The following is a 13,772-nucleotide window of genomic DNA, read 5'->3' on the forward strand; positions in this document are numbered from 1 at the left end:
ATAAGGTTGATTTCAATTTTTGTCGGTTATTAGCACTCGTCGATAGTGAGTGCTAACACAATTATTATCATAATCAATTCGCTTTCATTTTTCAAGTATAAACTATCGATTTTTCATACTTCTTTTTCGACAAAATTCGCACGATAACCCTTATTCCTTACGTGTGGTTTTGAAACTGTGATAGAATACATAAAGTATGTATATTGAGGTCATTGTAAGGTCATTGCACCTTGTCAGATAAACTGCAATTCAGAAGGAGTCGTGCATCTATGCCAAAACGCTATTGGTATATCATCCTGGCCTATGTCATCACTCAGCTTTCTGCTCTAGTCGGGGCGCCATTATTAGTCGCTTCCGGGATGAGTAGATTTGATGCGATTGCTGTCTGGTCAGTCTTGAGTTTCACCATTGCTACCATCATCATTCTTGTCATGCTCAAACCGGATATGAAAGAAGAAATGGTCCGCAGTGATAAAGCAGGCCCAGGAAAGATCATTCTATGGTCGATCACCGGTGTATTTCTTGCATTGTTCGCACAAGCGATTGCCGCTACCATCGAGTCTGAACTATTAGGTATTCCCCCAGGATCTGAGAACACGATGGAGCTGATGGAAATCGCACGTGAATCACCATTATTCATTTTGCTCCCTGTGTTATTCGCTCCGATTACCGAAGAAATCATTTTCCGTAAAATCATTTTCGGATCGATTTACAAACGGACTAATTTCTGGCTGGCGGTACTCGTGTCCGCTCTCGTGTTCGGTGCATTCCATTTCGATTTCAAGCACATGTTAGTCTACTTCTCCATGGGAGTCGTATTCGCCTTCCTATATGTCAAAACAAAACGAATTATTACACCAATCGTGGCTCACATGGCGATGAACTCGTTTGTTGTCGCATCACAGTATTTTCTTACTGAAGAGGATATCCGCCGGATGCAGGAACAACTGGAGACCATCTTTATTGGAGGCTTTTTATAATTATGAGAACTTCACCATTATTCATGGCTTTTCTCTATCTCTCGATGGGCGTCGCTTTTACGTTTATCGCAGCTCAGGCAGCTGAAGAATCCGTTTGGAACACGACGACTGTCATCTTAGCGATTGTCGCTACGTTCAATATCGCCGTAGCGATCCGCTTGTACAATCTCCACAATAAACTTAAACAGTCACAGAAAAAATAAAATCACAAAAGCAGGCTCCATAGTGGATGCCTGCTTTTTCTATGCCTTATTATCTGAAGCATCTTCATCATCCTGTACCCCTTTTAAAATGAAGGAGAAAGGAATCGCGATGATCAAAACGATGGCGGAAACGAGAAACGCTTCATTCAATGTCTGCAATGTAGCCGCCTGCATATCGATATCAGGGCTTGCGGATACTTGTGCTCGTCTCACTTCATAATAAATCGAGAAAAAGACGATTCCCAGCGAAGAAGAAATTTGCCTGAGGATGTTATTCATCGCTGATCCTTGGGCGACTAAATCCTCTGGAATACTGTTCATTCCGGAAGTCGTCGCAGGCATATTGCCCATCCCCATGCCCAGGCCTCGGACCGTATTCAATAGAAGAATGAGCCAATAGGGTGTAGACAATTGTAAAAAGCTAAACCCCAGAGTGGCGAGCGCCATGATCGTCAATCCGGGTGGTACCACATATTTCGGTCCTTTTTTATCCAGGAGTCTTCCCCCGATGGACATGAATACCCCACTGGCTGCCGCTGCCGGTAAGAACAACAACCCTGTCATGACTTCATTCAAACCATACACATTTTGAATCAATAACGGCAATAGGAAAATTCCTGAAAATAAACCAATCGATGCGGCTGAAGTCACAAGAATCGACACCGAATAAGTAGGCACTTTGAACACAGAAAGATTAAGTAGTGGGTCCTCTTGTCTATTTTCATAAAATACAAAAAGGACGACCGCAATCAGACCACTGATGATCAACATGATGTTCAATGGATCAAGCAGTGTATCAAGTGTCCTTCCTCGTCCTAACGCAAAGAGCACCGCTCCGATACCAGATGTAATAATGAGAAAGCCGATGAAATCGAACCTCTTCTCCGGATTGGTTTCTGTTCGTTCTAAGAATTTCGATGATAAAATCAAACCCGTCAACCCGAATGGAATATTGAACGCAAACAGCCACGGCCACTCTAAATATTGGATGAGAAAGCCACCGACTGTAGGGCCGATCGCAGGGGCGACCATTGCGGCTACCCCATACACCCCCACAGCCAAGCCCCTTTCATGACGTGGGAAAGAGTTGAAGATAAGTGCCATTGCAATGGGCATCATCAGACCGCCAGCCATACCCTGGATGGCTCTTGAAAGAATGACCATTCCAAGTGTTGAAGAAAAGAACCCTAGAGAAGATCCGATAAGGAAGATACATAATCCTGTCAGGTAGACTTTCTTCTTCCCGAACCGGTCTCCGAAATAGCCTGTGAGCGGCATCGTCATCCCCATTGATACCATAAAAATAGTGAGGATCCAGCCGACAGCTACGGCATCTGACTCGAAAATTTCAATAAAACGAGGCAGGATCGGATTTAACATGCTATTATTCAGAATGACAGTGAAGGTTCCGAATAAGACAGAAACGACGACTAGCCATTTATTAGGTAATTTGCTCAATGTGGTCCCCTCCCCTTATTTCGATACACGAACTATTATCCACTATACCACGCACGCCTATCCGTTAACCCACATGCACTCTTTTTCACACAATTGGACTGGAAAGTACTCCACAAAAAAAGGACGACCTTGTTGGTCATCCCCTCTTATTATTCTTCTGCACTTCCATCTTCATTCAAAGGATAATGTTTTAAAAAGTAAACGAGTGCCTGTAATTCGATAGCAAGATCGATATGGTGAACACGAACTTGAGTGGGCACACTAATCCTCGCCGGCGTGAAGTTCAGAATACCTGAAACTCCCGCTTTGACAAGACGATCCGCAATGCCCTGCGCGGCAGATGCCGGTACGGTCAAGATGGCCACAGACAAGTCGCTGATCTTTTCTTCAAGATCATCGATATGATGGACACGGACGCCTCCGACTTCACTGCCAATGCGCTCCTCACTAGCGTCAAAAGCCATTTCGATTTTTGTATTATTGTTTTTTGTAAAGTTATAATTCAAGAAAGCTGTCCCTAAGTTCCCGACCCCGATCAAAGCGACCCTTGTCGTTTCGTCCTGATCAAGAGTTTTACGGAAAAATGACAGCAAATATTCTACATTGTATCCATACCCTTTTTTGCCCAGGGCACCGAAATATGAAAAGTCGCGGCGGATCGTAGCTGAATCGACCTTTACCGCATCACTTAATTCTTTTGATGAAACGCGCATTTTCCCCTGGCTGTGTAAATTGTTTAAAAAACGATAATAAAGCGGTAAACGCTTCGCTGTCGCCTGAGGGATCTTCGCCTGTTCCATATCCATAGCATCTGACTCCTTTACCGGTCTATTCTTCGATAATCTCCGTTTTTACCCCCTGTTTTCTCATCCAGGTAAGTCGGACCAATCACCATTCCTTTATCAATGGCTTTACACATATCATAAACCGTCAAGGCAGTGGCTGAAGCCGCCGTTAGCGCTTCCATTTCCACGCCTGTACTCCCCTTCGTCTTAACAGAGACTTCAATTAAAAGCTTGGGGGTTGAACCGAGCTCCCAATCAAAGGATACGTCGATTCCTTTCAATGACAATGGGTGACACATCGGTATCCAATCTGATGTCTTTTTCGCAGCCATGATTCCAGCTACTTGGGCGACAGAAAGGACATCTCCCTTCGCCATTTGCTGGGTGGTGATTTTATCATAGATTTCATTATTTACTTCCACACTTGTTTTCGCTACCGCCGTCCGTACTGTATCTTTCTTCTCAGAGATATCTACCATACGAGCACGGCCCTGGTCATTGAAATGACTGAATTCCGCCATTCACACCTACCCCTTTTGTGAAAAATGGTTACGGTACTCATTGAAACACTACTCTTATTCTACCAAAAAATCAAACAGAAGTCGTTAAAGATTTCACAATCTCCAACGCATTCTGTTGCGAGTCAGCTGCAGGATAAGATACACTTATTCTATTGAGGTGAAACGACATGATTCTCATGCAATTGAATCAATTGACGAAGCGTTTTGGTGCAGAAACCATTTTATCGAATATTAAATTAGAAGTACAAATGAATGACCGGATCGCCATCGTCGGACGGAACGGCGCAGGAAAATCAACCTTGTTAAAAATGATGGCTGGAGACATGAGCCATGATGAAGGGAATATTTTCAAGCCGAAAGAAACGACTATAGGCTATTTGGCACAGAATACAGGTCTGCAATCGGATGAATCGATTTGGAATGAGATGGAGAAAGTTTTCACTCATTTGAAAGATCTTGAAAAAGAATTGCGTTCGATGGAAATGCAGATGGCAGACCCGGCATTAATTGAAGATCAAAGTCGCTACCAACAGCTGTTGGCCGATTATGACCGTAAACAGGAATACTTCAAAAGTGCCGGCGGCTATCAATATGAAGCTGATATCAAATCCGTCCTGAACGGTTTGAACTTCCATAACTTTAATTGGGATACACCGATCACTTCATTAAGCGGTGGACAGAAAACCCGGCTGGCCCTTGGGAAACTGCTGTTAACCAGCCCTGATGTCCTGATCTTGGACGAACCGACCAACCACTTGGATATCGACACCCTCGGCTGGCTAGAAGGGTACTTACAAGGATATCAAGGGGCCGTGGTCATTGTCTCCCATGACCGTTACTTTTTAGACAAGATCGTGAACACTGTCTACGAAATCGCTTTTCAATCATCGAAGAAATATCATGGAAATTACAGTGACTATTTGAAGAAAAAAGAAGCCGATTATGAGCAGGAGTTGAAACGGTTTGAGAAACAGCAAGTAGAGATCAAACGGATGGAAGACTTTATCCAAAAGAATATCGTCCGGGCTACAACAAGTAAAAGAGCGCAGAGCAGACGTAAACAACTGGAGAAAATGGACAAACTTGAAAAGCCGAAAGACGATAACCAGTCCGCGAAATTCAGCTTCCAAATGGAAAAAAAGAGTGGGAACGATGTTCTCAAGTTAAGGGACTTAGCCTTCCGCTATGACGACAGCTCTTCTTATTTGTTCGATCACCTTTCTCTCGATTTGAACCGCGGAGACTCTGTTGCGCTTGTCGGTCCTAATGGTGTTGGTAAAACGACATTACTCAAAACGATCATAGGGGACCTGGAAGCTTCTAAAGGAGAAAAGATGATCGGTACTAATGTGCAAATCGGTTATTATGACCAAGAACAAACGAAATTGAACTCAAAAAAAACGGTTTTGAATGAATTATGGGATGAGTACCCGATGAAGAATGAAAAAGACATTCGAACTATACTCGGTAATTTCCTTTTTTCCGGCGAGGATGTTCTGAAGCCGGTTACTGCTCTTAGTGGCGGGGAAAAGGCACGTCTCTCCCTAGCTAAATTGATGATGCAGGAAGCGAACTTTTTGATTTTAGACGAGCCGACCAACCACCTGGATTTGGACAGTAAAGAAGTGTTAGAAGCTGCTCTTGTCGATTACCCTGGTACGCTTTTATTCGTTTCCCACGACCGTTACTTTATCAACAAAATCGCTACTCAAATCGTAGAAATGAATCCTGAAGAAACACGGCTCTTCCTCGGGGATTACGACTACTATGTGGATAAGAAGCAAGAAGAATACGAGCTTCATCAAATCGAAGAAGCCGAACGTCTTCAAAACGAACCAAACAAACAGGAACCACAAGCGAAGAATAGTTTTGAAGAAGATAAAGCCGTGAAACGGGAGGAACGCAAGAAAAACCGTCGCATTGTTGGTATTGAAGAAGAAATCGAACAGCTCGAGATGAAGCTGGAAGAAAATGAAGAACTCCTCTGTGACCCTGAGGTCTATCAGGACCATGAGAGATCCCTGGAACTCACCGAAGATAACGCAGAAAAGCAGAAACAATTAGAAACCCTCATGGAAGAATGGGAAACCCTCCATGAGTAATGGTAGTTACTGACACCTCAGGTCATCCAATATCTGGATGACCTGAGGTGTCAGTTTTTTACATGTATAGACGTGTATGAATGAATCTTCATTATCCACACACTTTTCAACACTTGAACACTGATAATTACAGTTTTCAACAGGGTTATGTACATTATCCACAGATAAAAAGCAATTTATCCACAATTTTGGTAGCGATTCCTTTGCTATTCTTATCCATCCACAAATATTTTATCCACTGTATGTTTATGCACCTGTGGATATGCAAAATGATAAAAATTGCAAACTTATCCACAGCCTCCTGCACAAAAAGGAAAAGCTCTCCTTTTTCAAGGAGAGCTTTATGTTTATTGTTTTCTATCACCATACAACTCTAAATCTAAGCCTGGGTTCGCATTCAACTCCCAACCGGAACGATGACCTTGATTATAAGCAACAGCTCCCGCAGCTGCAATCATAGCCGCATTGTCTGTGCATAAGTGCAGGGGTGGAATGAGCAATTCCGTTTCACTGGATTTGAACTTCTCATGAAGAGCAGCACGTAGCCCCTTGTTAGCAGCAACTCCACCTGCTACAATCATTTGTTTGACTCCATATTCCTCTGCTGCTCGGAATGCTTTTGTTGATAACACTTCAACAACACTTGCTTGGAAGCTTGCCGCTATATCTTCAGGTTTCAAGAACTCATCCTTTTGCTTCGCTTTGTGAAGTCTGTTAATTACAGCAGACTTCAGACCACTAAAACTAAAATCATAAGAGCCGTCTTCAAGCCATGCTCTTGGAAAATCAATCGTCTCTTCCCCGTCTTGAGCTAACTGGTCGATCTGCGGCCCCCCTGGGTATGGGAGTTTAAGTGTTCTTGCCACTTTGTCGTATGCTTCCCCTGCTGCATCATCCCTTGTCTCTCCGATGATTTCGAACGAGCCGTGCTCCCTCATTAAAACAAGCTCTGTATGGCCACCAGACACTACTAACGCTAACAAAGGAAATTCGAATTCTTTTTCCAAACGATTCGCATAGATATGCCCGGCAATATGATGAACCCCTACAAGCGGTTTTTGTTTAGCAAAAGCGATGGACTTGGCTGCATTCACACCTACAAGCAAGGCCCCGACGAGTCCAGGTCCCTCTGTTACTGTTATTGCATCCATATCATCAATCGTCAGACCGGACTCTTGCAATGCTTCTTCCAAAGTGATGGTCATTTGTTCAATATGATGCCTTGAAGCGATCTCAGGTACAACCCCTCCGAAACGTTTATGGCTTTCAATTTGAGAAGCTACGATGTTTGTCACTAATTCTGTTTCATTTCTTACAATCGCGACAGCCGTTTCATCACAGCTCGTCTCGATCGCTAAAATATATTGGTCTTTACTCATTTTAATCCCACCCACATCACTAACGCATCTTCACCATTGTCCGAGTAATACCTTTTACGGATACCCCCAGGTACCAGACCGAACTTCCGGTACATATGCTGCGCGGCTGTATTTGATACTCTCACTTCAAGCGATAACTGGATGGCTCCATGTTCAATCGCTTCCTTACATGTATGCTGGAACAACCGTTCACCGTATTTATGCCCCCTATGCTCCGGATGTATCGCGATATTGGTGATGTTGGCTTCGTCTATGATCAGCCAAAGACCACAATATCCAATGATCTCTCCATCTTTCTCTATTACATAATAGAAAGCATAAGGGTTATCATCCACTTCTTTCCGAAACGTCTCCACCGTCCAAGGAACTGCGAAAGAGGCTCTTTCCACCACCATCACAGCGCCCACATCCTCTTGTGTCATCCTTCTGATCAGAGTCATGTTACTGCTTCTCCTGCTGCTCCAACCATTTCGCTTCAGCTTCTGGTAACCTTAAGTAGTTCGGCACCAGTGCATGAAGCGAACCTGGATGTCTTTCCTTTGCTGCAGCTGCTATGATAGACGGCCGGGCGAATTGGTATGGGGCTGATGGGAAAACAGCTTGATCACCGAGCATCTCAAGAATTTTTTCCTTATGGACAGAAAGATCCTGGCTTAGAAATAAAATCGGCCGCTCTGACTCTTTCAAGCTTTCCAACCATTCTTCCATAAGAATATTGGTTTCTTCCCGTAACACATCCATATCCTTATTATAGAGTCCAGTGTAAACTAGTCCTCTCCGAGCATCAAAAAAAGGACAGACATAGCCATCGAAAAAGACACCTTGTCTTGCAACGGCTTCCAAACTCGAAACCCCCACAACAGGAATCCCGAGCGTCCATGCCATAGTCTTTGCTGTCGTCAGTCCAATTCGTACTCCCGTATATGATCCTGGTCCATGCGCGACCGCAATCCGATCCAACTCTTCCGGCTTAGTACCAGTCTCTCTCATCACATGATCGATTGCCGGCATCAAACGGATCGAGTGGTTCTTTTTAATATTCGTCACAAATTCCCCGGCAACTGTTCCTTCTTTAAGAACAGCTACTCCCATCACATAATTCGATGTGTCGATCGCCAGTATATTCATACGATTATCTCCTTACATATCTCTTCAAAATGCTCAGATCTCGCTTGAAGGGTCAGTAGTCGAGTAGAATCATCCTTATAGTTGATGGTAATATCGAGACGTTCTGCAGGTAAGAATTCTTTAATGAACTGTGCCCACTCAACGACCGTCACACCACTGCCTTCAAAATACTCTTCAAATCCTAAGTCCTCATCACTATCCTCTAAGCGATATACATCCATATGATAAAAAGGGAAACGCCCCTGGTATTCTTTCATGATCGTGAAAGTAGGGCTGTTTATAGTTCTTTTAACACCAAGACCTTTTCCCAGCCCTTTTGTGAACGTAGTTTTCCCTGCTCCCAGATCTCCCTCTAAAGTGAGAAGGTCTCCTGGCTGAAGACGTTCCCCAAGCTTTTCTGCAAAAGCCTTCGTCTCATCGCTTGAAAAACTCTTCCATTCATAAATAGACATCCACTCACCCTTTTCCCTTCAAATGTGTATAACCAGATTTCTTCAATATTGCTATTTGGTCGCTTTCTTTAATAAAAACTCGAGGAGAGTCACCACTTACTTCGTCAACTTCCCCTATCTTCGTAATCTTAATACCAGCAGTCTCCGCATTTTCCTGAACCAGCGTCCAATCACTTAAAGGTACAGCTCCCAGCAGCTCGAAATCTTCACCTCCGGACAACATCCAATCCTGATATTGATCAGGAAAAGTGTTCTTCAATGCAGAAGAAAAAGGGACCATGTCCTTAGCAATGTGAATGTCCACACCAGAGGATTCAGCAATTTCATTCGCTTCGTTTGCGATGCCATCACTCACATCATTCAGTGCCACTCTTTGGAGTGTTGATAAACCCTCTGCGAATGAGACTCTTGGCCAAGGCTTTCTATGCCGATCGATTAAGAAGGCTTGGTCAGAAGATGAATCATTTTTCTCATTTAAAAGCCATTCTAAACCTCCGCGAGAATCACCCAAGGTCCCCGTTACAAATAAAACATCTCCCGGCACCGCAGCTGAGCGATATCTCGCTTTTCCTTTAGCTACCGTCCCCATCACCGTAACCGTGACTGAGAGCTCTCTCCCTGACACCGTATCTCCACCAATGAGGTCCATACGATATCTGGCAGCAAGATCATCCATCCCAGCATACAGCTCGATCAACTCTTCCTCAGACCAGTCTGACGGAATCGTAATAGAAACCATATAATAGGCTGGTGTACTCCCCATCGCGGCTAAATCACTCAAGTTTGCAGCCAAGACACGGTGACCAATGTGATGAGGCTGCATTGTTTTCCTGGAGAAATGAACGTCTTCCACCATTGTATCTACAGCGGTGACCACATCTCCTCCGGAAGGTCGAATAACAGCCGCATCATCACTGATTCCTTTGATCAGAGAAGATTGTTTATAATAAGCAGGCTGGACTGAACGTATAAACGAAAATTCATCCATATCTATTTCCCTTTCCGTATAAAATCAATTATTTCTATTATACCAATAGGAGACAGATTTAAAAAATCATCAAAAGTCTAAATCCACTCGCGCCTGACCCATTCTTAGACAAAAATAAAAACCTTAGGAAGATATCCTAAGGTTGAAAGTTCAAATTTAAGTAGTGGCGGTCCGGACGGGACTCGAACCCGCGACCTCCTGCGTGACAGGCAGGCATTCTAACCAACTGAACTACCGGACCATTTAAATTAACGATCTATATTATGTATTTACAAAAAAATTGGTTGCGGGGGCAGGATTTGAACCTGCGACCTCCGGGTTATGAGCCCGACGAGCTGCCAGACTGCTCTACCCCGCGATAGTGTGAGAAACTGTTTTATAGTTCCCATCAGATTGAATTGTGACTGTCCATCGTGTTTCATGAAATTTCTGTGGAGGTTATGTTCATCCTCAAATGAGATGAAATTGGTTGCGGGGGCAGGATTTGAACCTGCGACCTCCGGGTTATGAGCCCGACGAGCTGCCAGACTGCTCTACCCCGCGATAATGTGAGAAACTGTTTTATAGTTCCCATCAGATTGAATTGTGACTGTTCTTCACGTTGCAAGAAAATTAATTGAAACTTAAAACATGATCAATGTGGCGGCGTCCTACTCTCACGGGGATCGACCCGACTACCATCGGCGCTGAAGAGCTTAACTGCTGTGTTCGGCATGGGAACAGGTGTGACCTCTTCGCCTTCACCACCACATCAATATAAAGTTTGAGGTGAACCCTCAAAACTGGATAAGGAAACATCATCATCGAACGCACATCGACTTTTCACGAACGAAATATCTATAGATAAGTCATCGATCCATTAGTATCCGTCAGCTCCACGTGTCACCACGCTTCCACCTCGGACCTATCAACCTCATCGTCTCTGAGGGATCTTATTTGCTTAAAGCAAAGGGAAATCTCATCTCAAGGTGGGCTTCATGCTTAGATGCTTTCAGCACTTATCCCGACCACACGTAGCTACCCAGCGATGCTCCTGGCGGAACAACTGGTACACCAGCGGTGTGTCCATCCCGGTCCTCTCGTACTAAGGACAGCTCCTTTCAAATTTCCAACGCCCACGACGGATAGGGACCGAACTGTCTCACGACGTTCTGAACCCAGCTCGCGTACCGCTTTAATGGGCGAACAGCCCAACCCTTGGGACCGACTACAGCCCCAGGATGCGATGAGCCGACATCGAGGTGCCAAACCTCCCCGTCGATGTGGACTCTTGGGGGAGATAAGCCTGTTATCCCCGGGGTAGCTTTTATCCGTTGAGCGACGGCCCTTCCATGCGGTACCGCCGGATCACTAAGCCCGACTTTCGTCCCTGCTCGACTTGTAGGTCTCGCAGTCAAGCTCCCTTGTGCCTTTACACTCTGCGAATGATTTCCAACCATTCTGAGGGAACCTTTGGGCGCCTCCGTTACTCTTTGGGAGGCGACCGCCCCAGTCAAACTGCCCACCTGACACTGTCTCCGGACCGGATCACGGTCCTGGGTTAGAATGTCCGTACAGCCAGGGTAGTATCCCACCAGCGCCTCCACCGAAGCTAGCGCTCCGGCTTCCAAGGCTCCTACCTATCCTGTACAAGCTGTACCAACATTCAATATCAGGCTACAGTAAAGCTCCACGGGGTCTTTCCGTCCTGTCGCGGGTAATGTGCATCTTCACACATAGTATAATTTCACCGGGTCTCTCGTTGAGACAGTGCCCAAGTCGTTGCACCTTTCGTGCGGGTCGGAACTTACCCGACAAGGAATTTCGCTACCTTAGGACCGTTATAGTTACGGCCGCCGTTTACTGGGGCTTCGGTTCAACGCTTCGCATACGCTAACGCATCCCCTTAACCTTCCAGCACCGGGCAGGTGTCAGCCCCTATACTTCGCCTTACGGCTTCGCAGAGACCTGTGTTTTTGGTAAACAGTCGCTTGGGCCTTTTCACTGCGGCTCCTCGGCAGAGGAGCACCCCTTCTCCCGAAGTTACGGGGTCATTTTGCCGAGTTCCTTAACGAGAGTTCTCCCGCTCACCTTAGGATCCTCTCCTCGCCTACCTGTGTCGGTTTGCGGTACGGGCACCTCTTTCCTCACTAGAGGATTTTCTTGGCAGTGTGAACTCAGGAGCTTCGGTACTAAATTTCCCTCCCCATCACAGCTTGACGTTGCCGGACGGATTTGCCTATCCGACCGTCTCACTGCTTGGACGCGCTCATCCAATGGCGCGCTCTCCTTATCCTCCTGCGTCCCCCCGTCGTTCAAACGGAAAGGAGGTGGTACAGGAATATCAACCTGTTGTCCATCGCCTACGCCTTTCGGCCTCGGCTTAGGTCCCGACTAACCCTGAGAGGACGAGCCTTCCTCAGGAAACCTTAGGCATTCGGTGAAAGAGATTCTCACTCTTTTTTCGCTACTCATACCGGCATTCTCACTTCTAAGCGCTCCACCAGTCCTTACGGTCTGACTTCACGGCCCTTAGAACGCTCTCCTACCACTGATCGTAAGATCAATCCGCAGCTTCGGTGGTGTGTTTAGCCCCGGTACATTTTCGGCGCAGAGTCACTCGACCAGTGAGCTATTACGCACTCTTTCAATGATGGCTGCTTCTAAGCCAACATCCTGGTTGTCTAAGCAACTCCACATCCTTTTCCACTTAACACACACTTTGGGACCTTAGCTGGCGGTCTGGGCTGTTTCCCTCTCGACCATGAACCTTATCACCCACGGTCTGACTCCCAGAACAAAGTCGTTGGCATTCGGAGTTTGACTGAATTCGGTAACCCGATAGGGGCCCCTCGTCCAATCAGTGCTCTACCTCCAAGACTTTCTATTCTGAGGCTAGCCCTAAAGCTATTTCGGAGAGAACCAGCTATCTCCGTGTTCGATTGGCATTTCACCCCTACCCACACCTCATCCCCGTAATTTTCAACTTACGTGGGTTCGGGCCTCCAGTCAGTGTTACCTGACCTTCACCCTGGACATGGGTAGATCACACGGTTTCGGGTCTACGACCGCATACTCACTCGCCCTATTCAGACTCGCTTTCGCTGCGGCTCCGCTTCTGCTGCTTAACCTCGCATACGGTCGTAACTCGCCGGTTCATTCTACAAAAGGCACGCCGTCACCCATTAACGGGCTCCGACTACTTGTAGGCACACGGTTTCAGGTTCTCTTTCACTCCCCTTCCGGGGTGCTTTTCACCTTTCCCTCACGGTACTGGTTCACTATCGGTTACTAGGAAGTATTTAGCCTTGGGAGATGGTCCTCCCGGATTCCGACGGAATTTCTCGTGTTCCGCCGTACTCAGGATCCACTCCGGAGGGAGAAAGATTTCGACTACAGGGCTGTTACCTGCTCTGGCTGGCCTTTCCAGGCCGATTCGTCTATCTTCCTCCTTGGTAACTCCGATGGAGTGTCCTACAACCCCAGAAAGCAAGCTTTCTGGTTTGGGCTGATTCCGTTTCGCTCGCCGCTACTCGGGAAATCGCATTTGCTTTCTCTTCCTCCGGGTACTTAGATGTTTCAGTTCCCCGGGTGTGCCTTCCTATACCTATGTATTCAGTATAGGATACTGTTCCATTACGAACAGTGGGTTTCCCCATTCGGAAATCTCCGGGTCAAAGCCTACTTACGGCTCGCCGGAGCATATCGGTGTTAGTCCCGTCCTTCATCGACTCCTAGTACCAAGGCATCCACCGTGCGCCCTTATTCACTTAACTATCTTCGTGAAAAGACGTTGA

11 protein-coding genes, 3 tRNA genes and 2 rRNA genes are annotated in these 13,772 nt (G+C 46.0%); 3 read left to right on the forward strand and 13 right to left on the reverse strand.

What is annotated here, in order from left to right:
* Window positions 1-269 precede the first annotated feature (269 nt).
* Together HLI_RS09175 and HLI_RS09180 are read left to right on the forward strand one after the other, a co-directional pair.
* Window positions 270-980 (forward strand): CPBP family intramembrane glutamic endopeptidase, encoded by a 711-nt coding sequence (locus HLI_RS09175; RefSeq protein WP_128524713.1) that lies wholly within the window; start codon window positions 270-272, stop codon window positions 978-980.
* A gap of 2 nt (window positions 981-982) precedes the next feature.
* On the forward strand, window positions 983-1,183 hold the full coding sequence (locus tag HLI_RS09180; RefSeq protein ID WP_128524714.1) for a YdiK family protein: 201 nt from the start codon (window positions 983-985) through the stop codon (window positions 1,181-1,183).
* A gap of 39 nt (window positions 1,184-1,222) precedes the next feature.
* Here the strand turns inward: HLI_RS09180 and HLI_RS09185 are convergent, their stop codons facing one another.
* The 3 genes from HLI_RS09185 to moaC form a co-directional block, all read right to left on the reverse strand.
* Complete coding sequence (locus HLI_RS09185; protein ID WP_128524715.1) at window positions 1,223-2,641, reverse strand: MDR family MFS transporter; 1,419 nt, start codon at window positions 2,639-2,641, stop codon at window positions 1,223-1,225.
* A gap of 149 nt (window positions 2,642-2,790) precedes the next feature.
* Complete coding sequence (locus tag HLI_RS09190; RefSeq protein WP_128524716.1) at window positions 2,791-3,447, reverse strand: redox-sensing transcriptional repressor Rex; 657 nt, start codon at window positions 3,445-3,447, stop codon at window positions 2,791-2,793.
* A gap of 14 nt (window positions 3,448-3,461) precedes the next feature.
* Window positions 3,462-3,947 (reverse strand): cyclic pyranopterin monophosphate synthase MoaC, encoded by a 486-nt coding sequence (gene moaC / locus HLI_RS09195; RefSeq protein ID WP_128524717.1) that lies wholly within the window; start codon window positions 3,945-3,947, stop codon window positions 3,462-3,464.
* Between the two features lie 167 nt (window positions 3,948-4,114).
* Here moaC and HLI_RS09200 point away from each other — a divergent pair, with 167 nt between their 5' ends.
* A complete protein-coding gene (locus tag HLI_RS09200; protein ID WP_128524718.1) occupies window positions 4,115-6,049 on the forward strand; it encodes an ABC-F family ATP-binding cassette domain-containing protein in 1,935 nt (644 codons plus the stop codon).
* Between the two features lie 347 nt (window positions 6,050-6,396).
* On the opposite strand, the gene tsaD is transcribed toward HLI_RS09200, so the two are convergent.
* The 10 genes from tsaD to HLI_RS09250 all read right to left on the reverse strand — a co-directional run bounded on the left by tsaD (window position 6,397) and on the right by HLI_RS09250 (window position 13,751).
* Window positions 6,397-7,428, reverse strand: a complete 1,032-nt coding sequence (gene tsaD, locus HLI_RS09205) for a tRNA (adenosine(37)-N6)-threonylcarbamoyltransferase complex transferase subunit TsaD (RefSeq protein WP_128524719.1) — start codon at window positions 7,426-7,428, stop codon at window positions 6,397-6,399.
* Window positions 7,425-7,868, reverse strand: coding sequence for a ribosomal protein S18-alanine N-acetyltransferase (gene rimI, locus HLI_RS09210; RefSeq protein WP_128524720.1), 444 nt, complete (start codon window positions 7,866-7,868; stop codon window positions 7,425-7,427). The genes tsaD and rimI overlap by 4 nt, the downstream gene beginning before the upstream one ends.
* A 1-nt stretch (window position 7,869) precedes the next feature.
* A complete protein-coding gene (tsaB, locus tag HLI_RS09215; RefSeq protein ID WP_128524721.1) occupies window positions 7,870-8,556 on the reverse strand; it encodes a tRNA (adenosine(37)-N6)-threonylcarbamoyltransferase complex dimerization subunit type 1 TsaB in 687 nt (228 codons plus the stop codon).
* Complete coding sequence (tsaE, locus tag HLI_RS09220) at window positions 8,553-9,008, reverse strand: tRNA (adenosine(37)-N6)-threonylcarbamoyltransferase complex ATPase subunit type 1 TsaE (RefSeq protein ID WP_128524722.1); 456 nt, start codon at window positions 9,006-9,008, stop codon at window positions 8,553-8,555. Before tsaE ends, tsaB begins: the two co-directional genes overlap by 4 nt.
* 4 nt (window positions 9,009-9,012) lie before the next feature.
* Window positions 9,013-9,996, reverse strand: coding sequence for a thiamine-phosphate kinase (thiL, locus tag HLI_RS09225; RefSeq protein WP_128524723.1), 984 nt, complete (start codon window positions 9,994-9,996; stop codon window positions 9,013-9,015).
* Window positions 9,997-10,160: 164 nt separating this feature from the next.
* Window positions 10,161-10,237: transfer RNA gene (locus HLI_RS09230), tRNA-Asp, on the reverse strand.
* Window positions 10,238-10,277: 40 nt separating this feature from the next.
* Window positions 10,278-10,354: transfer RNA gene (locus HLI_RS09235), tRNA-Met, on the reverse strand.
* A 108-nt stretch (window positions 10,355-10,462) separates the two neighbouring features.
* Window positions 10,463-10,539 (reverse strand) — tRNA-Met (locus HLI_RS09240).
* 94 nt (window positions 10,540-10,633) lie between these two features.
* Window positions 10,634-10,747 (reverse strand): 5S ribosomal RNA (gene rrf, locus HLI_RS09245).
* 88 nt (window positions 10,748-10,835) lie between these two features.
* Window positions 10,836-13,751 (reverse strand): 23S ribosomal RNA (locus HLI_RS09250).
* Window positions 13,752-13,772: the final 21 nt, after the last annotated feature.

The organism is Halobacillus litoralis (genome assembly GCF_004101865.1).
Taxonomy (GTDB): domain Bacteria; phylum Bacillota; class Bacilli; order Bacillales; family Halobacillaceae; genus Halobacillus; species Halobacillus litoralis_A.